Genomic DNA, 20175 nt, shown 5'->3' with positions numbered 1-20175 from the left:
ATATGCCCGTCCGGGAAAAAGCGGGCGAGCCCATTCAGTCGGCACGCGCACGTTTGTTTTCCCTCTTTCGCATCCGCTTTTTTCCCTCGCGACATAAACGAAGAAGCGGGCATACCGGGCATTGCGGCGCCTGCGCCTTGCAATGGTAGCGGCCGAAAAAAATCATCCGGTGGTGGGTGATCGACCATTCTTCCTTTGGAATGGTTTTCATCAACGTTTGTTCCACTTCCAGAACTGACGCGTCCCAACGGCAAAAGCCGAGCCGCTTGCTGACCCGCTCGACATGCGTATCAACGGCGATGGCCGGCACGCCAAATGCCACGGAGACGACGACGTTGGCCGTCTTCCTTCCGACGCCCGGCAGCTTCATCAATTCATCGCGGTCGCGCGGCACTTCACCGTTGTACTCCTCAATCAGCATCGCGCACAACTTTTGAATATTTTTCGCTTTGTTCCGGTATAATCCGATCGATCGGATGTCTTGCCCCAGCTCTTCAAGCGGCACCGCGATGTAATCGTGCGGCGTTCGGTATTTTTCAAACAAATGTTTCGTCACCTTATTGACGAGCGCATCGGTGCATTGCGCTGACAAAACGACCGCGATCAACAGTTCGAACGGATTGCGGTGCACAAGTTCGCAATGGGCATTGGGAAACATGTCCGCCATCACGTCCAAACAGCAGCGGATTTGCTGCTTCGTCAGCATCCCTCTCTCCTCCTTTCGCGATGTTTGGCCATCCATACGAGCATTTCGCGATTTTGGCCAAACAAAAACGAGAGACTGCGCTCTCGTTTACGAGTCAAGCCAGTTGAAAAACGGAATCGTCTGCTTAAATTCTCCTGTCTCCTGTTTCGCCGGGCGGGCGAGCGGTTTCGGCTTGCGGAATTTTTTGCCGTAATCGTGCGCCTGCTCGATCGTGCGGATGCCGTTCTTTTTCCACTCAAACAAAATGCGGTCGATGTAGCGAAAGTTCAGTTTTCCCGACAGCACCGCCTCGCGCAGCGCAGCTTTAATGATGGCCGGTTCATGGCCGTCTTGGTCGATCCACATCGCGAGCGTTTCACACTCAAACGGGGAGAGCGGGCGGCCAAATTCTTGCTCAAAAACCGTATATAGGCTTTCCTCCTCCTGCTGGCCGCCGCACTCATCCTTGGCCGCTTCTGCATACAAATGGTGAACCAGCTGCTCCCAAAGCGGTTCGAGCGTATACTTTTCGCTGCGGATGCCGCGTTCGTCCGTATGCTCCTCAATGGCCACCATCCCCTTTCGCAAAAGGCGGCGCATCATTTCCATGCACTCCGCCGCCGGGACCGTCATTCTCTCGGCCAGCTCCGCCGGCGTCGGAAAGGTGATCCCTTGCTCAAAAAACGACTGCATATGCAAAAGCAGCACGAGTTCCGCCTCGCTCAAGCCAAGCTGTTTATAATGGTTCAATAACAGCTTTGGAACGGCGACGCTTCCTTGCGCCAGCCATTCGGCCACCTTTTTCTTTTCCATGCCGATGCACCTCAACTATAGTATAACATGCCGGCGGCAAAAAACCCCCTTTTTTGCAGGGGGTTACGGATACAAACGGTTGAGAAGGCGCGGGAATGGGATCGTTTCACGCACATGCTCGACGCCGCAAATCCAAGCGACCGTGCGCTCAAGGCCGAGCCCGAACCCAGAGTGCGGCACCGATCCGTATTTGCGCAAATCCAAATACCATTCATACGCCTCAAGCGGCAAATGGTGTTCCTCAAGGCGTTGCTTTAACAAGTCATAATCATGGATACGCTCCGAGCCGCCGATAATTTCCCCGTACCCTTCCGGGGCAATGAGGTCGGCGCACAACACAACGTCCGGCCGCTTCGGATCCGGCTGCATATAAAACGGCTTTAATGACGTCGGGTAATGAGTGATAAAGACCGGCTTCTCGAAACTTTCCGCAATGGCCGTCTCATGCGGCGCGCCGAAGTCGTCGCCCCACTCGATGTCGGTGAACCCTTTGTCGTGCAAAAGCTTGATCGCTTCGTCATACGTCAGGCGCGGAAACGGCGGCGTGACCAACTCAAGTTTGGACACATCGCGCTCAAGCCGCCCAAGCTCGAGCCGGCAGCGGCTGAGCACCGACTGCACAAGATAGGAGACGTACTCTTCCTGCAGCCGCAAGTTGTCTTCAAACTCGTAAAACGCCATTTCCGGCTCGACCATCCAAAATTCAATCAAATGGCGGCGCGTTTTCGACTTTTCAGCGCGAAACGTCGGGCCGAATGAAAATACTTTGCCGAGCGCCATCGCCGCTGCCTCCATATACAGCTGGCCGCTTTGCGACAAATACGCGTCTTCATCGAAATATTTCGTGTGGAACAGCTCGGTCGTTCCTTCCGGCGCGCTGCCGGTCAAAATCGGCGCATCGACTTTGACGAACCCGCGGTCGTTGAAAAACTCGTACGTTGCCCGAATGACCTCGTTGCGGATTTTCATAATGGCATGCTGACGCCGCGACCGAAGCCATAAATGGCGATGGTCCATCAAAAATTCGACGCCGTGCTCCTTTGGCGTAATCGGGTAATCGACCGCTTCATCGATGACTTGCAAGTCCGTAACCGACAGTTCGTAGCCGAACGGCGAGCGCTCGTCAATGCGCACTGTTCCGGTCACATACAGCGATGTTTCTTGCGTCAACGTTTTCGCGCGTTGGAATACTTCCTCTGAGACGTTCGCCTTTTCGACGACGCCTTGAATGAAGCCCGTCCCGTCGCGCAGCTGCAAAAAGGCGATTTTTCCGCTCGAGCGCTTATTGGCCAGCCAGGCACCAATCGTGACTTGCCGGCCGACATATTGGTTTACTTCCGCAATCGTCGTTTTCACGTACTTATTCCCTCCAATGATTGACACGTCCATCATTCGCTATTATACCGTTGCGCCAACACGGCAGCAACGGCCAGGTCGGGGCGGCGAAATGCGGCGCTTTGTACTGCACCGGCCGTTGCCGCCTGACAGCATATCCACCCTGCCCCGCGTGGATTTGGTTACGCGCGCGCTTCCATGAATCGGCGGATGCGTTCCACCGCCGTTTCCAGCGCCTCAAGCGAAGTCGCATACGACAGGCGGACATTGTCCGGCGCTCCAAACCCGGAGCCGGGCACGAGGGCGACTTTCGCCTCTTCGAGCAAGACGGCGACGAACTCGTCGACCGTGCGGCAGCCCGCCATCTCCGCCGCTTTGCGGGCGTTCGGGAACAAGTAAAACGCCCCTTGCGGCTTGACGCATGTAAACCCTGGAATTTGCACAAGCTTGTCGTAAATGATATGGAGCCGCTCTTCAAACGCTCGGCGCATTTCTTCCACCGGATCCTGCGGGCCGCTGTACGCGGCGATGGCCGCGTATTGGGCGATTGACGTCGGGTTGGATGTACTGTGGCTCGCCAAGTCGGTCATCGCTTTGATGATTTCTTTTGGACCTGCTGCATACCCGATGCGCCATCCCGTCATCGAATGCGACTTCGACACCCCGTTGATGATGACGGTCTGCGCTTTCAGCTCCGGCGCCAGCTCAGCGATCGAGACATGCTTCGCTCCGCCGTAAATCAGCTTTTCATAAATTTCGTCGGAGACGATCAAGAGGCCGTATTCTAAGCAAATGTCACCGAGCGCCTTCAGTTCTTCGGCCGTGTAAATCATGCCGGTCGGGTTGCTCGGCGAGTTGATGATGACCGCCTTCGTCCGCGGCGTGATCGCCTGCTTCAGCTGCTCTGGCGTAATTTTGAAATCGTGTTGTTCCAGCCCTTCCACATAAACGGGAACGCCGCCGGCGAGCTTCACTTGTTCCGGGTAGCTGACCCAATACGGCGTCGGGATGATGACCTCATCGCCCTCGTCGAGCAGCACTTGAAAGAGGGTGTAAAGGGCGTGCTTCGCCCCGACGCATACAATCACTTCCGCCGGCTCATACTCAAGCCCTTGATCGCGGGCAAACTTTTTGATGATTTCCGCCTTCAGCGCCGGCAGCCCGCCCGAGGGCGTATATTTCGTATGCCCTTCGTTCATCGCTCTTACCGCTGCATCGAGAATGTGCCGCGGCGTATTGAAATCCGGCTCTCCGGCCCCGAGGCCGATCACGTCGTATCCAGCCGCTTTCAATTCTTTCGCTTTCGCCGTAATGGCCAATGTCGCCGATGGCGTCAGCGACGCCACCCGTTTTGCCAGTTTCATCGCTTCTTCCCCCTCATGTCCTCATCGTTGAAAACTGTACCTCTTCAAGAACGCGCCATCGGTGAAATGAAGGTAATAAAACGAATACCTTCCTTCCGAATCGATATATGTCAACTCCCAAAGAGGCACGCCTTTTTCCATGCCGAGCGTCGCGTCAATGATCTGCTGCGGGCGGCGGTCGCGCTCTAAAATGGCGCGCGCTTTTGCTTCGCTGATGCCGCTGTCCGCCCGCTTGACGACGACATTTCCTCCTTTTTCCGGCACCCAAACGACGACGTCCGTTTTTTCTTGCTTCGTCCGGCCGATGAATACAGTGTACGCTTCATCCCCATAATATGTATAGACTTTCTTGACGTCAATCAATCCGACTGCCTCCCTCGCCCGCGCAAGCGCGTGTTCCGCCATGGACCGTTTGGGCGCCATCGCCTCTCCATAAATCGACCATGCCTGCCAAATGAGGAAACCAAAAAAAAGGAGAGCCAACCATCCCCATTTTTTCATCGCGATCACGTCCGGTAAATCGTGAAGACGGCCTGTCGTCTGTCGTTCTCATCCAAAGCAAGGCCAAACATTAAATTGTTGCGCTTCAGCGTCCGGTTCAAGCAGTCGACAATTTTGTACAAATCGTCGGAATGCTGGACTTTGACGGTGGCGAGCACTTCAATTTTGCTTTCCATTTTCGTCGCTTCCTCCTGTGCGGCGCAAATTTTGTTACTTATACAGGCCGGCGGCTCCGGCAACAATACAAATACAGCAGATCTGCAGCCAGGCAGCGAAAGCCGCAGGCTGCCAGCATCGCAGTTGTGCTTCTTCCCTATTATAGCAGGTTTGTCCGACCATTTCATAACAAATTTGCCCGCCTACACCGCCAACGCAAATTTGCTTCCTTCCGCCCCGCTCGATGCGGGGAATTTTTTTGCTGCCTGCCATCTTTAGATTGCACCGTTTCCCCTCTCTTTATGAGAAGGAAGCGACGACATGCCCTAAACGCCATTGGGCCGGCGGCCTTGCCAAAGCCAGGCGTCCGCCGCATCGAGCAGCTCCAAAAGTCCACCCTCATGCACAGGAAACGGCGGCAACGACGCGAGAAAGTCCGCTCGGTACGGAGCGTTCGTCAACCGGCGGTCAAGGACGAACACCACTCCCTTGTCGCGCTCGGTGCGGATGAGACGGCCGACGCCTTGCTTCAATCGGAGGACGGCCTCGGGAAGCGACAGCTCATAAAACGGATCGCCTCCCCGTGCACGAATGCGTTCGCTTTTCGCTTCCATCACCGGATCGTCCGGAGGAGCAAACGGCAAACGCGCGATGATGAGCGCATCAAGCGCATCCCCCGGCAAATCGACCCCCTCCCAAAAACCGCTCGTCCCAAACAGCACAGCGCGCTCAAACTGCAAAAACGTCCGGATGAGTTTGGCCGGACTGCCGCTTTGCACCCCTTGAGCGATCAAGACAAATGGTTCGTCCGCCTCGTCGTTTTTTAACGCCTCGACGGTCATTTTCAACAATTCGTACGATGGAAACAACACAAGCAGCCGCCGGCCGACGCGCCGGGCGACTGCTGTGATGGCCGCCGCTGCCGCCTCGGCATACGTCTCGACCGAAACAGCGGAAGCGAGCGGCATGTCCGCCGGCACAAAGAGCGCAGCCTGTTCCTCGTAGCGAAACGGCGCCGGAAACGAGCGGCACAGCGGATAAAACTCGTCCAACCCGAGGCGCCTCGTCATATACGCGAAACGCCCGCGAACCGTAAGCGTTGCGGAAGTCAAAATGACGCTCCGCTTTTTCATAAACAGCCGGTCCGCAAAAAAATCGGCGAGGTCGACCGGCTGGGAATAAAGGCGGACGGCGTTCGCCGCCCCTTTCTCATCCGCTTCGATCCAGCGGACGGCGCTGGGATCCGTTTCCGTCAACAGCCGGACAAGCGTTGCCAGCTGTCGCTCCAACGCCGCCAAATCCGCTGCCAGCGAAGCAGGCAACGGAGAACCATCCGCGGCGGGCGCTGACACAAGCGGCATCGCGGCACCGCATAGCGCCGCTGCCGAGTCGCGCAGACGCCAGCATAACTCCGTCGCTGCCTGCCACGTCCGGCCGCCCTCGTCAGCCGGGGAAAAACGGTAGCGGCAACGGCCGGCCCGCGCCGGCTTTTTCGCAAGCGCATAGCGGCGCAGCAAACGGAACAGCTCGTCCCCTTCAAATTGCAACTCTTCCAAACGCCGTTGGCAGCGGGCGATCGCGTCTTCCGCTTCACCGTGCTCCGCTTCCGGCCATTTTCCAAGCGTTTGCGCTATTTTGGCCGTCAGCAGACGAAAAGACACGTAGTCAATCCGTTCGCCAAACGAATGGGCGGCAGCGTCCTCGAGCCGATGGGCCTCATCGATGACAAGATGGCGAAACGGCGGCAAAAGCGGCGAAGAAGCTGTCAAATCATGAAGCAAAAACGCGTGGTTCGTAATGACAATATTCGCCCGCTCGGCGCGTTGTTTCGCTTGGGCGAAAAAATGATGCCTCCCGCCGTCTTCCCCCTCGCCAATGGCCAGCTCTGACAACAAAAGACGGGCGCCGGACGACACATTCAATTCGTCCAAATCGCCGCTGTCTGTCTCAAGCAGCCAGACGAGCAGCTGGCACTTCAACAGCGCCGCATCGTACGTATCGCACGGTTCAGACAAAAACGAAACGAACTTGTCGAGGGAAAGGTAGTTTTGCTTCCCTTTCAAGACGGCGACCCGAAGCGGAAACGGCACGACTTGCCGCAGCACGGGCAAATCGCGGCGGATGAGCTGCTCTTGCAGCTGAAGCGTATGCGTGCTTACCACGACCCGCTCCTGGCGCTCACCGGCAAAAAAGGCGGCGGGAATCAAGTAGGCGAGCGATTTGCCGAGCCCGGTTCCCGCCTCAATGAGCGCATGCTGGGACGTCGACAGCGCCTCATAGACAAGCCGCATCATCTCCCACTGCCCCTCACGTCGTTTGTAGCCAGGAAGCGGAAGGGGCGGCGCCTGTTCATAAAAAGCAGCGAACGAGGCGGAAGGGGAATGCCGTCTGCCGTCATCCGGCTTTGGCGCCGGTTTTTTCAGCGCAATGCCGCGGTATACCGCGACCGTGTCATCCACTGGCGCTTCTTTTCGTTTTTCCGCAATGACGGCGTCCAAGAGCGAATAAATGTCGCTTTTCAAATGGCGGGCGAGGCGGCGCAGCTGTTCAAGCGTCAACAAGGGCAGGCGGTGCAGCCGTCCGAGCAGGGCAATGAACAGTTTGGCGGTCACTTCCGCATCGCTGTCCGCCTGGTGCGGGCGATCATGGCGAAGGCCGAGCTGTTTCGCCAAATCGCCAAGCTTGTAGCTTTCCGCCGACGGCAGCACGATGCGCGCAAGTTCCACCGTATCGATCGTCGGACCGGCAAACGGCGGACGCCCGGCCCGCTCGAGCTCCGCCTGCAAAAACGGCAAATCAAAATCGACGTTATGCGCGACGAAATACGCCCCCTTCATCATGGCGGCAATCTCGCCCGCTTTATCGGCAAACAGCGGCGCCTCTTCAACGGTCTGCTCGTCAATATTGGTCAGCTGTTGGATGAACGGCGGGATCGGCTGTTCAGGGTTGAAAAAGCTGGCAAACCGCGCCACGATCGAGCGGCCTTCCACCACCGCCATGCCGAGCTGGATGATCCGGTCGCCCTTTTTCGGCCCGTTTCCGGTTGTCTCCAAATCAATAATGACAAAGCGCATTGCCATAAACGATCACCTCAAAACGAAAAGGGGCGGAAAGCCCCTTTTTGACCACATTATAAAATCGTATGTGCCGGCTCTTCGGCGATAAGCTGCGCGATCCGGTTGTGTTCGTCCATAATGGCGATTTTCGGACGATGCGCGGCGACTTTTTCTTCCGGAACGAGCGCATACGAAATTACGATGATGATATCCCCTTTTTGCACGAGGCGGGCGGCCGCGCCGTTTAGGCAAAAGACGCCGCTGCCGCGCTCCCCGGGGATGATATACGTTTCAAAGCGGGCTCCATTATTATTGTTGACCACCTGCACTTTTTCATTAGCCACCATGCCGACGGCGTCCAAAATATCTTCATCGATGGTAATGCTGCCGACGTAATCCAGGTTCGCTTCCGTCACACGGGCGCGATGAATTTTGGCGTTCATGAGCGTACGAAACATGGACGATCCCCCCTTTTACTCCCCTCGCCTGTCCGCTGCAGGCAACTCGACCATGATGTTATCGATCAAGCGGGCGCCCGCAAACCGGACGGCAACCGCAATGAGAACCGTTCCGGCGAGCGCCGAAAGCGGCGTTAAATCGGGATATGAGCATACTTCAACATAATCGATTTCCGCATGCGTATGCGCCTCAATATGCTCCCGCACGAGGCGGCGGATGGCTTCCGCGTTCCGCTCCCCGCGGTCAACAGCCGCTGCTGCGGCCTTAAGCGCCTCGTAGAGCGCCGGCGCTTCCTTTCGCTCCTGCGGCGATAAATAAACGTTGCGCGAGCTTTTCGCCAGCCCGTCGGTCTCGCGCACCGTCGGCACCGGCACGAGCTCGATCGGAAAATTAAAGTCGCGGATTAAGCCGGCGACAACGGCCACCTGCTGGGCGTCTTTCATCCCGAAATAGGCGCGGTCCGGCATGACGATATTGAACAGCTTAATGAGCACGGTCGCCACGCCGTCGAAATGACCGGGCCGCGACCGCCCACACAACACATCGGTGCGCGCCTTGACGACCGCTTGCACCGAGAGCGGCGCCGGATACATTTCGTCCACCTCCGGGTGAAACAATACGTCCACGCCATGCTGGCCGGCGATGCGCCGGTCGCGCTCAAAATCGCGCGGGTAGCGGGCAAAATCTTCGTTCGGTCCAAACTGAAGCGGGTTAACAAAAATGCTGAGCACAACGATATCGTTCTCTTCGCGCGCCCGGTCGATGAGCGCGGCGTGCCCATCGTGCAAATAGCCCATCGTCGGGACGAACCCAATCGTTTTTCCTTCGCGGCGATATTGGCGCATCAACGCCTGCATTGTCGCAATGCGGTCAACAACGATCATCATTGCTTTCCTCCGTATAACGCCACCCATTCTTCTTCCTTCATGGTAAACGCGTGCGCCGGCTCTGGAAACTGTCGCAGTTTGACATCGGCGACATAGTTGGCCAATGCCTGGACGACGGCATCTTGAATGACGGCGTATTGTTTGACAAACTTCGGCACACGGTCAACACCGTAGCCGAGCACATCATGATACACGAGCACTTGGCCGTCCACCTCGGCCCCGGCGCCGATGCCGATGACAGGAATATGAAGCTCCCGGGCAATGGCGGCGCCAAGCTGCCTTGGCACGCATTCGAGCACCAAGGCGATCGCGCCCGCTTGTTCGCACTGTTTCGCATCATCCATAAGCTTTTTGGCGCTTTCCGCATCTTTGCCTTGCACTTTGTAGCCGCCGAGGACGCCGACCGACTGCGGTGTCAGCCCGAGGTGGGCGACGACCGGCACGCCGGCTTTCGTCAGCGCGGCGATGACGCCGGTAACTTCATCGGCTCCTTCCACTTTGACGGCGTTCGCCCCCGATTGCTGCATGATGCGCCGGGCGTTTTGCAACGCTTCCTCTTTCGACGCATGGTAGGACATAAACGGCATGTCCGTGACGACAAACGTGTTGGGCGCGCCCCGCCGCACCGCCTTCGTATGATGAATCATGTCCTCAACCGTCACCGGAATCGTCGAGTCATAGCCGAGCACGACCATGCCGAGCGAGTCGCCGACCAAAATCATGTCCACCCCGGCTTGCTCCGCGAGCTTGGCCGATGGAAAATCATAGGCGGTCACCATGACGATGGGCTCGCCTGTCTGTTTCATGCGAAAAAAATCCGTTTTCGTCTTCACATTGACTCCCTCCCCTTTTGTTGCAGAGGAGGTGACGCGACCGAAACAAAACGTCCTTCTTTCCCGCCTTGAGAAAGAAGGACGCCATAAACCGCCGTCGGTTTCGTTCACCCCTCTGTCCCAGTCCTTCGAGTAAGGATCAAGGCAGATCGTCTCAACCATTTATTCATGTTGCCAGCCTCGGTGCAGCTCTTTCTTGACAAAGATACTGCCCTTTCCTCGCCTTGTATTTTAATAAAATTATCACAATTTTTCTAGTGGCAATTTACAACTGAATATCGGCTGAGTGAATATAATGGGTGTTTTGCTCCTCATCTTCGAGAATGAGCAGCCCGTCTTCGGTGATGCCGCGGGCGATGCCGCGAATCGTTCCGCCCAGCGTTCTTGCCGTCACCGGCTTGCCGATCGAAACCGCATACCCTTCCCAAAGAAGCTTGATGGAGCGGAAGCCGTGCGCCAAATATTGCTTATACAGCCGCTCGATGCGGAGCAAAATTTCTTGAATGAGCGGCGCACGCTTGATGCGTTCGCCTTTTTCAATGGCAAGCGACGTGGCGATGGCGCGAATGTCCTCGGGAAATTGTTCCGCTGTTTGATTGACGTTAATGCCGATGCCGACGATGACCGAGTGGACGCGGTCGGGATCGGCCTGCAGCTCGGTTAAAATGCCGACGCCTTTTTTGCCGTGAAGCAAAATGTCGTTCGGCCATTTAATATTCGGGACAAGCCCGGTCACTTCTTGAATGGCTTGGCTAATGGCCACCGCCACAAGCAGCGTCAATTGCGGCGCCCGCTGCGGGGGGATGGGCGGGCGCAAAATAAGGCTCATCCAAATGCCGGTTCCTTTCGGAGAAAACCATTTCCGATCGAGGCGCCCGCGGCCGGCTTTTTGCTCTTCCGCGACGACCAGCGTCCCCTCCGGCGCCCCTTCGTACGCCAGCTTGGCGGCGATGCGCTGCGTGGAATCGACTTCCTCGAAAAAATGGATCGTATGGCCGAGCGTTTCCGTTTTCAGGCCGAGCTGGATTTCATTCGCCGTCACCTTATCCGGCGTGCTTACGATCCGATAGCCAAGGCGGCGCACCGCTTCGAGTTCAAAGCCTTCTTTGCGCAGCTCCTCGATGTGTTTCCATACGGCCGCCCGCGAACAGCCGAGCCGTTCGCTGATTTTTTGTCCCGACAAAAACTCGCCGTTCGCTTCTGCAAACAGCTCTAACAGTTTTTTTCGCGTGTCCGATTGCGCTCCATGAGCCATGCGTAAATCCGCTCCTTCTCGTTCTCGACTTCTCCGTTGACGACCGCCCGCCATATGGCGTCCAGCGCCTCTTTCACCCACGGGCCGGCCGGTTTCCCGACCCACTCGATCACGTCTTTTCCGTTGACCGCCAGCTCCCCTTTCGTTTTGATCGGCAAGGAGGCAAAGCGGCGGCGCAGTTTCTCATGCCATGGCCCAGGCGGCGCGCCGGTGAAGGCGGCGCGCACTGTTTCCACCGAGAGCGCCCGCTCAAGGCCGGCGGAAAACAGCTGTTCGTTCGTCCATGCTTCCGGCCGTGGAATGTCAGCCAACGCCGTCAAAATGGCGCCCGCTTCGTCGACCACTTTGTTCGAGAGCTTCCACGCGCGCAAAAACGGCCGGCTTTCCTGCACACCAAGCGCATGGCACAAAAGCGCCCACCGTTCTTCGCGCGCGGCAAGCCATGGCCAACGATAAGCCGCCGCCAGACGCAGTTGCTTCTCTTTCCCTGCCAAACCAGGCAAGTAAACGTTCAATCCGGTTTCGGCCAACAGCGGCAGCGCCCTGGCGGCAAACGGACCGCCGAGCAGCTTTTCCATCTCCATCGTCATCCGCTCGACTGAAATGTGGGCCAAAAGCGGAGCGTTTTGGACGATCGCCTGTTCCGTATCCGGCGCAAGCGCAAATCCGAGCTGGCTGACAAAGCGAACGGCCCGCATCATGCGAAGCGCATCTTCACGAAACCGCTTTTCCGCCTCTCCGACGGTGCGAATGATTCGCCGGCGAATCGCCTCTCGCCCTCCAAACGGATCAATGATAGCCCCATATTCGTCCATGGCGATGGCATTCATCGTAAAATCGCGCCGTTTTAAGTCTTCCTCAAGCGAGCGGACAAACGTCACCGACTCCGGACGGCGGTAGTCCTCATAGTCGCCGTCCGTGCGAAATGTTGTCACTTCATACGCTTTTCCTTTATGGACAACGACGACCGTGCCGTGTTTCGAGCCGACATCGATCGTCTTTGGAAAAATCGCCATAACGTCTTCCGGCAAGGCGCTTGTCGCAATATCCACATCGCCGATCGGGCGTCCAAGCAGCAAATCACGCACCGCTCCGCCGACGAAATAGGCGTCATAGCCATGCTGTTTCAGCTGTTGAATGATGCCGAGCGCCTCTTGAAACGGCGGTTTCATCATTTCACCTTCCTTGCGGCGAGCGAAATGTACAGCTGTTCATATTGCCCGACGATGTCGGACGAACGAAACTTTTGCTCGACCGTTTGCACGGCCTGGCGCGCCATCTCTTGATGAAGGCGGCGGTCGGTCAGCAGCATAAGCGTCCGCCGAGCCGCTTCTTCAACATCGCCAAGCGGACATAAAAACCCGCTTTTTCCGTCTTCGATCACTTCCGGAATGCCGCCGATGGCGGTGCCGATGCACGGAACGCCGCACGCCATCGCTTCGAGCAGGACAAGCCCGAAGCTTTCTTTTTCCGACAAGAGCATCATCACATCGCTGATCGAGTACAGCTCTTCGAGTTTGTCCTGTTTCCCCAAAAATCGGACATCGCCGTTGAGCCCGAGCTCTTTGACAAGCCGGCAGACGACGGTCATTTCTGGGCCGTCGCCGACAAGCAAGAGCTTGGCCGGCATATGGCGGCGGACGATGGCAAACGCCCGCACGACATCGGGCACGCGCTTCACTTTCCGAAAGTTGGAGACATGGATCACGACCTTTTCCTGTTCACTGATGCCGTATTCCCGCCGCAAATGGCCGGCCTCCCGACGGCGGTACACGCGTTCGTCGACAAAGTTGTACACCGTATAGATCGGTTTTTGCACATCGAGCAACTCGTACGTCTGCCGCACGAGGGCGTCAGACACCGCGGTGACGATATCGGACTGCTCAATGCCGAACTTGATCATGTCAGACAGCGACGGATCATAACCCAAGACGGTAATATCGGTGCCGTGCAGCGTCGTGACAATCGGCAGCTCGCCGACCATTTGTCGCGCCAGCACGGCGCAAACGGCGTGCGGGACGGCGTAATGGGCATGAAGCACATCGAGCCGTTCGCGCTTAGCCACCGCCGCGATTTTGTTGGCAAGGGCCAAATCGTACGGCGGATACTGAAAGACCGAATACTGATTGACGTTCACTTCATGGTAATAAATGTTTCCATATACTTTGTTCAACCGAAACGGCATGCTCGAGGAAATAAAATGGATCTCATGCTCTTTTTCGGCCAGCAGCTTGCCGAGCTCGGTGGCAACGACCCCTGAGCCTCCGACTGTCGGATAACAAACAATCCCGATTTTCAGCTTCATCGCGCCTCCTCGAATAAATCAAAAAGATGAATCGGCGTTTTGGACAAAAACCCTTCGGCATAGGCGGCGCCAATTTGCTGGCCAAACCAACGCTCGCGGCTTTCCACCGTCTCGATGTAGCCGTTTGTCAGCGGCGTGTCCACCGAACCGGGCCGCTTTTCAAATTGGCTTTCATACGCGCGCAGGCTCGCCAGCTTGTCGCCGACCGTCTCGCTAATATCGATCAGAAAATGCGGCCGTTCAAACGCATTGATCATGTAATAATACATAGCGCGGACGCGGTGGGCGTCGCCAAGCTCCCCGGCGCCGTAGCGGCGGATGCCGGCAGAAAAGACCGCCTCCTCGACAAGGCGGGCGCATTGCCCGTGGTCGGGATGACGGTCGACCCAATACGGAGCAAAGACGACGCGCGGGCGGTAGCGGCGGATGACCGACACGATGCGGCGAATCGCCTCTTCCCTGATCAAAAGGCCGCGATCCGGCAGCCCGAGGTTGAGGCGAAGCGCCACGCCAAGCCGCCGGGCCGCCTCGGCCGCCTCTTTCTGCCGCTCGTCGACCGTGCCGTTGGACGACAGCTCCGCCTTCGTCAAATCGCAAATGATCACCCGAAAACCGCGGCGCGTGTATTTGGCGATCGTTCCGCCCATGCCGATTTCAACATCATCCGGATGGGCGCCAAACGCCAATAAATCACACGTTTCCGTCATCGCTGTCACCTTTCTGTTTTCGATTCCTCCCCGCCTTTTGTTCGGCCGCGCACAATGCTGCGCCATGCCAAATCGCCGCGCTCCAACGCACGGATGAGCAGCTCGGCCGTACCGATGTTCGTCGCCAACGGCACGGCATAGACGTCGCAAAGGCGCATCAACGCGCTGATGTCCGGCTCGTGCGGCTGGGCGGTCAGCGGGTCGCGGAAAAAAATGACAAGGTCCATTTCATTGCGGGCGATCATCGCCCCAATTTCTTGGTCGCCCCCGTACGGTCCGGACTGGAAGCGGTGGACGGCAAGGCCGGTCGCCTCCTGAATGCGCAGCCCGGTCGTGCCGGTGGCATACAGTTCATGGTTGGCCAGCACGGGCGCATAGGCGGTCGCAAAGGCGACCATGTCCTCTTTTTTCTTGTCGTGGGCAATCAAGGCGATTTTCACGTTTCCCCCTCCCTCGTTTGCGCAAGCCGCGCTATTCTAAAATATGTTCAAGCCCATACACAAGCGTATGTAAATGCATGACCGTCTCGACGGCAAGCTTCACCCCGGACATAAATGAACTCCGATGAAACGAGTCATGGCGGATCGTCAACGTCTGACCGTCACCGCCAAAAATGACTTCTTGATGGGCGACAAACCCCGGCAGGCGGACGCTGTGGATCGGAATGCCGTCGTACGCGGCTCCGCGCGCCCCTTCAAGCGTTTCTTTTTCGTCCGGATGACCTTGCTTTTTCGACGGACGGACCTCGGCGATGAGCTGCGCCGTTTTCAACGCCGTTCCGGACGGAGCATCCAGCTTTTGGTCATGGTGCAGCTCGATAATTTCTACATCCGTGAAATATTTGGCCGCCATGCGGGCGAATTTCATCATCAGCACCGCGCCGATGGCAAAGTTGGACGCGATGATGGCGCCGATGTTGTTCGCCTCAGCGAGTTCGGTCAGCCGCTCGATCTCTTCCGGCGTGAATCCCGTCGTGCCGACAACCGGACGAACGCCGTAACGCAGCGCCAGCTCCGCATGCCGCTTTCCAACTTCCGGCGTCGTCAAATCGATGAGCACATCCGGCTTCACCTCGACAAAGCAACGGGCGGCATCGGTGTAAATGGGGGCATTGACGCCGGCAAACCCTTCGATGTCAGCCAAATTTTGGCCATCATAGCGGCGGTCAATGACCGCAGCCAGCTCGAAATGATCTGTTTTTTGCACGAGCGCCACCGCCTCGCGGCCCATGCGGCCGCGCGGCCCCGCGATGACGATGCGAATCGTCATGATTCTTCCTCCTTCCGCGTCCAGCGGTCGCGGTCGCGGGTGCGAAACTTGTCCATCACCCGATCGTGCGCCGCCTGCAAATCAATGCCGAGCGAATTGGCAAAACAAATGAGCACAAACAGCAAATCGCCCAGCTCTTCTTCCACCGTTTTTTCTTGTTCAGTCGCTTTTTTCGGCTTTTCTCCGTAGTAGTGGTTCACTTCACGCGCCAGTTCGCCGAGCTCTTCGGTCAGCCGCGCCAGCATGGCGAGAGGGCTGAAATAGCCTTCCTTAAACTGGCTGATGTATTCGTCTACTTCACGCTGCATCTGTTTCATCGTTTTCTCCTGCATGGCCATCACCTCGCCTGTTTCCATGTTAACGAAAAGCAGCACATTTGACAAATGTTTTCGCCTTGTGCCAAATCATCGCGCTTCCGGCCATCATTGCCTAGGCGGACAAGTTCCTCTATAATGAAGACGCCGACTATTTTTGCGGACGGAGGGACGGTATGATTTTTGGACTAAAGATCAAAAACTGCCTGTTTATTTTGCTTGGCGCCGCCATTTTCGCCTTCGGGCTCGTTCATTTCAACATGCAAAACAATTTGGCGGAAGGCGGGTTTACCGGCATTACGCTTCTTCTTTATTTTTTGTTTGGTTTTGATCCGGCCATCACCAACCTGGCGCTCAATATTCCGCTCTTTTTGATCGGTTGGAGGTTGCTCGGCCGCCAGACGTTTCTTTATACTGTCATCGGCACGGTCGCGGTTTCCATTTTTTTATCGATCTTCCAACGCTACATGATCCATATGCCGCTCCGTCACGACATGACGCTGGCAGCGCTGTTTGCCGGCGTGTTTATCGGCGTCGGCCTCGGCATTATTTTCCGCTACGGCGGCACAACCGGCGGCGTCGACATTATCGCCCGCCTCGTCCATAAATACAAAGGCATCAGCATGGGCAAAACGATGTTTGCCTTTGACGCCGCCGTCATCACGTTGTCACTTCTTCTTTACCTGTCATACCGCGAGGCGATGTATACGTTGGTCGCCGTCTTTATCGCCGCCCGGGTCATTGATTTTCTGCAGGAAGGCGGCTATGCGGCAAAAGGGGCGACCATCATCTCAGAAAAAAGCGAAGAGATCGCCAACCGGATCTTGACAGAGATGGAGCGCGGCGTCACTGTGCTCAAAGGGCGCGGCTCGTATACGAAACGCGACCGTGACGTGCTGTATTGCGTCGTGGCCAAAAACGAATTGCCCCGCCTCAAAAGCGTCATTATGTCCGTCGATCCGCACGCCTTTGTCGCGGTCACCGATGTGCACGACGTGCTCGGCGAAGGGTTTACGCTCGATGAGCACAAGCGGCCGCTGGAGCAATAAGGACTGAGTCCCTGTCCTCAACATCTCGGGGCATGCCCGGCTTGCCAGGTGCCGCGCAGCCGTCAAAATAAAAAAGAGGGGGAACCCATTCCCCCTCTTGAAAGCAAGCCGGCTCCTATTCTTCCGGCTGCCGCGCCCGCTTCGCCTCTTTTTCTCCTCTGTACTTCCGCCAGCCGACATACGTCAACGTTAAGACGATCATTCCACCGGTCGAAATCATGACCCAAATGAGCGACGGGTCGGCTTCGTCCTTTTTCACCCCGTCAAACAACGCTTCTATATTGCGGCGCGCGGCAGCAAGCTGCTCGCGCTGCTCGCTTTGGCCAAGCCGCCAAAACGAAGCGCCTTGCAGCACTTCGAGGTCATGGTCGACCTTTTTCGCTTCTTTCGGAGGCACATCGATTTTCACGCTCGGCTCAATCAAGGCATAGCGATCCATAAACCGGCGAAGGGCAGCCGCATACGCCTTCCTCTCTCCGCGCTCCGCCGCCTGTTCCATCACGGCAAACGCCTCCATGACGGCGGATTCCATCTCGGACCAGAGCGGTTGATAGGTGGAGTGAACAGCATCGACGACAAGGCGGAACTGTGTAAGAGCAACGACCTTGTCCTCGTCTGGAATCGGCGCTGTCATCGCTTTGACGGCATGTTCGTGCGTGACAGTCACCGCCCGCAGCTCATCGGCCGTTTTCAACCGTTTTTTCGCCTCAAGGGCAAAAAATCGTTCAGAAAAATAGAGGAGCACCTCTTTTGCTTCGGCAAAACGCTCGTTTTTCCCTAACTGCAGCGCCTCGTCGGAAATATCGTCCAGCTGCTCCCAACCGCTTGGTCGTCCGGCCGCGCCAACGAGCGCTGGCCATAAAAAGATGAACGATAACAACATGGCCAGCCCGATTCGTTTCATCATCGTCCCTCCCTCATTCATTACTACAATGTATGAAGGAGTGGACAAGAGTAGACCAAGGAACCGCCATCAAGACGCGGCTGAATTTTCTATTCCGCTTTCGGACGGAAATCGATACGGCCGCCTGGCAAAAGCGGCTGCCGCCGCACGCGGATGCCAAGCCAATACGCAGCGGCAATGGAAGCCATGCTCAACCAAAAGGTAAAATAGCCAATTTGATCGGCGTGTCGTTCCAACATATGGTAACGAGGCATCATGCCAAACACGTAATCGATGACATCGTTATGCAGCGTCCAAACCGCCGCCAAGGCGAGATGGACGGAGCGAAACCGATAAAACGAAGCGTACAGTGCGCCTTCGACTGCCATCGCCCCGTGCGACACAACGAGCATCCAGCCAGCCCAATCGAGCGTCCCCGTGACGCGCCAAACGAGCACGTTCATGACGACGGCCCAAATCCCGTATTTGACAAGCGTCACCAACGCGAGCGCCTCAAACAGCGGCGAGGATCGACCCAGCAACCAAGCGGTGAGGACGAGCACAAAAAAAAGGCTCGCCGTCGGGCTGTCGGGAACAAACGGCAAAAAGACGGGCGGCGTCTCCGCAAGTTGATAGCGGTACCAATAATAGCCGTAAACGGTGCCGGCGGCATTCACGAACAACAGCAACCAAACAACCGGCCGGGCGGCCAATATTGCATAAAGCCATGCCATCATCTGCACCTCGCCTCGGTTTCATGTTAGCACGAAAAAAGCTGACTAACGCGAGTCAGCTTTTCCGTGCCGAACGAATTATTCCGCTTTTAAGCCGGCGATGAATTCCGCCATTTTTTTCAGCTCTTCATCCGTGCCTTTAAAAATGCCACCTGGCATGTTGCCTTTCCCTTCTTTGGCGATCTTCGCGATCTCTTCCGGCGTCAAGCCGGTGCCGATGAGCGACGGACCAGCACCGCCGGACAAGTTTTGTCCGTGACACGATGTACATGTGTTCGCTTGGGCGATTTTATAGCCTTCCGCGTTCGTATCAATTTCCACTTCCGCGCGAATTTTCCCTTGTTCAGCCGCTTTTTTCCAGTCGTGTGTGACGACCGCTTCCCATGTCAAATAAATCATCGCCGCAAGCGCCAACAGCATCATCCCGGTCGCGACCGGACGCTTCCAAGGACGGCGCTCTGGGCCGCGGTCCAAAAACGGCGCCAATAAGAGCGCGCCGAACGCCAACCCCGGGATGATGATCGCGCCGACGACCGTATACGGACCAGACGCATACGAGTATTTGAGCAATTGGTATAAGAACAAGAAATACCAGTCAGGCAGCGGCACGTACGTCGTGTCCGTCGGGTCAGCGATCCGCTCAAGCGGCGACGGGTGGGCGACCGTCAAGCATAAGAAACCGACGAGAAAGACCGAACCGACCAACCATTCCTTGAGCAGGAAGTTCGGCCAAAACACTTCCGTTTTCCCGGGATATTCTGAATAGTCCTTCGGAATATTCGGTTTTCTTACCGCGGGAACACGGGAATCGCCGACGAATTTCATTCCTTTTCCGCGATGCATTGCGTGATTCCCTCCTTTTTTCTATCGCCTCGAAACGCGGGCCGACCGATCATAGCGGACCGGAAATGCCTTGTCTACGAATCATTAAAAAGTGCGCTGCCATTAAGCCGAGCAAAGCGGCCGGCAAGAAGAAGACGTGAATGGCAAAAAAGCGCGTCAACGTTTGCGCGCCGACAATTTCCGGATCTCCAGCCAACAGCGTTTTGATCGCCGGACCGATAAGCGGCGTCGCCTCCGCGATTTGCAAACCGACTTTCGTCGCGAACAGCGCTTTCATATCCCATGGCAACAAGTAACCGGTAAAGCCAAGACCCATCATCACCATAAAGATCAATACGCCGACGATCCAGTTCATCTCGCGCGGCTTTTTATACGCCCCTTGGAAAAAGACGCGCAACGTATGTAAGAACATCATGACGATGACAAGGCTCGCCCCCCAGTGGTGCATGCCGCGCACAATTTGGCCGAACGCTACTTCGTTTTGCAAATAATACACCGATTCCCATGCGTTTTTAATATCCGGGACGTAGTACATCGTCAAAAACATGCCCGACAAAATTTGAATGACCGTGACAAAAAACGTCAGCCCGCCGAAACAATAGACAAAGGCGGAAAAATGGTGGGCCGGGTTGACGTGCTCCGGAACTTCGTGATCGGCGATATCCCGCCATAAAGGCGTAATATCTAAGCGTTCATCAACCCAGTCATACAGCTTGTTTAACACGCA

At 56.6% G+C, this 20175-nt stretch carries 22 protein-coding genes; 1 reads left to right on the top strand and 21 read right to left on the bottom strand.

Annotated elements, in window-relative coordinates; genetic code table 11:
* Positions 1 to 34 precede the first annotated feature (34 nt).
* From nth to NSS88_RS15045, 17 genes are all read right to left on the bottom strand, one after another.
* Complete coding sequence (gene nth, locus NSS88_RS15125; RefSeq protein ID WP_055358590.1) at positions 35 to 706, bottom strand: endonuclease III; 672 nt, start codon at positions 704 to 706, stop codon at positions 35 to 37.
* An 87-nt stretch (positions 707 to 793) separates the two neighbouring features.
* Entirely contained in the window at positions 794 to 1498 is a 705-nt protein-coding gene (locus NSS88_RS15120) for a DnaD domain-containing protein (protein WP_033014027.1), read from the bottom strand.
* A gap of 63 nt (positions 1499 to 1561) precedes the next feature.
* A complete protein-coding gene (gene asnS, locus NSS88_RS15115; protein ID WP_341085204.1) occupies positions 1562 to 2854 on the bottom strand; it encodes an asparagine--tRNA ligase in 1293 nt (430 codons plus the stop codon).
* A 161-nt stretch (positions 2855 to 3015) separates the two neighbouring features.
* On the bottom strand, positions 3016 to 4197 hold the full coding sequence (locus NSS88_RS15110; RefSeq protein ID WP_049624833.1) for a pyridoxal phosphate-dependent aminotransferase: 1182 nt from the start codon (positions 4195 to 4197) through the stop codon (positions 3016 to 3018).
* Between the two features lie 21 nt (positions 4198 to 4218).
* Entirely contained in the window at positions 4219 to 4698 is a 480-nt protein-coding gene (locus NSS88_RS15105; RefSeq protein ID WP_033010097.1) for a cell wall elongation regulator TseB-like domain-containing protein, read from the bottom strand.
* A 5-nt stretch (positions 4699 to 4703) separates the two neighbouring features.
* Positions 4704 to 4874 (bottom strand): YpmA family protein, encoded by a 171-nt coding sequence (locus NSS88_RS15100; RefSeq protein WP_081106597.1) that lies wholly within the window; start codon positions 4872 to 4874, stop codon positions 4704 to 4706.
* Between the two features lie 306 nt (positions 4875 to 5180).
* Positions 5181 to 7934: an ATP-dependent DNA helicase DinG gene (gene dinG / locus NSS88_RS15095; RefSeq protein WP_055358588.1), complete on the bottom strand. Its 2754-nt coding sequence runs from the start codon at positions 7932 to 7934 to the stop codon at positions 5181 to 5183.
* 50 nt (positions 7935 to 7984) lie between these two features.
* Positions 7985 to 8368, bottom strand: coding sequence for an aspartate 1-decarboxylase (panD, locus tag NSS88_RS15090; RefSeq protein WP_033010095.1), 384 nt, complete (start codon positions 8366 to 8368; stop codon positions 7985 to 7987).
* Between the two features lie 15 nt (positions 8369 to 8383).
* Positions 8384 to 9253, bottom strand: a complete 870-nt coding sequence (panC, locus tag NSS88_RS15085) for a pantoate--beta-alanine ligase (RefSeq protein WP_033014059.1) — start codon at positions 9251 to 9253, stop codon at positions 8384 to 8386.
* Positions 9253 to 10089, bottom strand: a complete 837-nt coding sequence (gene panB / locus NSS88_RS15080; protein WP_033010092.1) for a 3-methyl-2-oxobutanoate hydroxymethyltransferase — start codon at positions 10087 to 10089, stop codon at positions 9253 to 9255. Before panB ends, panC begins: the two co-directional genes overlap by 1 nt.
* A 265-nt stretch (positions 10090 to 10354) precedes the next feature.
* Positions 10355 to 11344, bottom strand: coding sequence for a biotin--[acetyl-CoA-carboxylase] ligase (locus NSS88_RS15075; RefSeq protein ID WP_055358587.1), 990 nt, complete (start codon positions 11342 to 11344; stop codon positions 10355 to 10357).
* Entirely contained in the window at positions 11302 to 12516 is a 1215-nt protein-coding gene (locus tag NSS88_RS15070) for a CCA tRNA nucleotidyltransferase (protein ID WP_055358586.1), read from the bottom strand. Before NSS88_RS15070 ends, NSS88_RS15075 begins: the two co-directional genes overlap by 43 nt.
* Complete coding sequence (gene bshA / locus NSS88_RS15065) at positions 12516 to 13649, bottom strand: N-acetyl-alpha-D-glucosaminyl L-malate synthase BshA (RefSeq protein ID WP_055358585.1); 1134 nt, start codon at positions 13647 to 13649, stop codon at positions 12516 to 12518. The genes NSS88_RS15070 and bshA overlap by 1 nt, the downstream gene beginning before the upstream one ends.
* On the bottom strand, positions 13646 to 14356 hold the full coding sequence (bshB1, locus tag NSS88_RS15060; RefSeq protein WP_033014019.1) for a bacillithiol biosynthesis deacetylase BshB1: 711 nt from the start codon (positions 14354 to 14356) through the stop codon (positions 13646 to 13648). The genes bshA and bshB1 overlap by 4 nt, the downstream gene beginning before the upstream one ends.
* A gap of 5 nt (positions 14357 to 14361) precedes the next feature.
* Positions 14362 to 14796 carry a methylglyoxal synthase gene (gene mgsA, locus NSS88_RS15055; protein ID WP_033014018.1) on the bottom strand — a complete coding sequence of 145 codons (435 nt, stop codon included), beginning with the start codon at positions 14794 to 14796 and terminating at the stop codon, positions 14362 to 14364.
* A gap of 31 nt (positions 14797 to 14827) precedes the next feature.
* The gene (gene dapB / locus NSS88_RS15050; protein ID WP_341085203.1) at positions 14828 to 15625 is read right to left on the bottom strand and encodes a 4-hydroxy-tetrahydrodipicolinate reductase; all 798 of its coding nucleotides are present in this window, start codon (positions 15623 to 15625) and stop codon (positions 14828 to 14830) included.
* Positions 15622 to 15957 (bottom strand): nucleotide pyrophosphohydrolase, encoded by a 336-nt coding sequence (locus NSS88_RS15045; RefSeq protein ID WP_033010114.1) that lies wholly within the window; start codon positions 15955 to 15957, stop codon positions 15622 to 15624. The genes dapB and NSS88_RS15045 overlap by 4 nt, the downstream gene beginning before the upstream one ends.
* Before the next feature lie 158 nt (positions 15958 to 16115).
* On the opposite strand from NSS88_RS15045, the gene NSS88_RS15040 reads away from it, so the two are divergent.
* The gene (locus tag NSS88_RS15040; RefSeq protein WP_055358584.1) at positions 16116 to 16988 is read left to right on the top strand and encodes a YitT family protein; all 873 of its coding nucleotides are present in this window, start codon (positions 16116 to 16118) and stop codon (positions 16986 to 16988) included.
* Positions 16989 to 17103: 115 nt separating this feature from the next.
* On the opposite strand, the gene ypjB is transcribed toward NSS88_RS15040, so the two are convergent.
* From ypjB to qcrB, 4 genes are all read right to left on the bottom strand, one after another.
* Positions 17104 to 17892 (bottom strand): sporulation protein YpjB, encoded by a 789-nt coding sequence (ypjB, locus tag NSS88_RS15035; protein ID WP_055358583.1) that lies wholly within the window; start codon positions 17890 to 17892, stop codon positions 17104 to 17106.
* A gap of 89 nt (positions 17893 to 17981) precedes the next feature.
* A complete protein-coding gene (locus tag NSS88_RS15030; RefSeq protein ID WP_055358582.1) occupies positions 17982 to 18605 on the bottom strand; it encodes a DUF1405 domain-containing protein in 624 nt (207 codons plus the stop codon).
* Positions 18606 to 18683: 78 nt separating this feature from the next.
* Positions 18684 to 19448: a menaquinol-cytochrome c reductase cytochrome b/c subunit gene (locus NSS88_RS15025; RefSeq protein WP_055358581.1), complete on the bottom strand. Its 765-nt coding sequence runs from the start codon at positions 19446 to 19448 to the stop codon at positions 18684 to 18686.
* A gap of 49 nt (positions 19449 to 19497) precedes the next feature.
* The gene (qcrB, locus tag NSS88_RS15020) at positions 19498 to 20172 is read right to left on the bottom strand and encodes a menaquinol-cytochrome c reductase cytochrome b subunit (protein WP_011231676.1); all 675 of its coding nucleotides are present in this window, start codon (positions 20170 to 20172) and stop codon (positions 19498 to 19500) included.
* Between the last annotated feature and the right edge of the window lie 3 nt (positions 20173 to 20175).

Origin of the sequence: Geobacillus sp. FSL W8-1251 (genome assembly GCF_038005945.1) — a bacterium.
GTDB classification, from domain to species: Bacteria; Bacillota; Bacilli; order Bacillales; family Anoxybacillaceae; genus Geobacillus; species Geobacillus stearothermophilus.
Note: the sequence above shows the minus strand (reverse complement) of the source record. Positions and strands in the feature narration are given on the sequence as shown.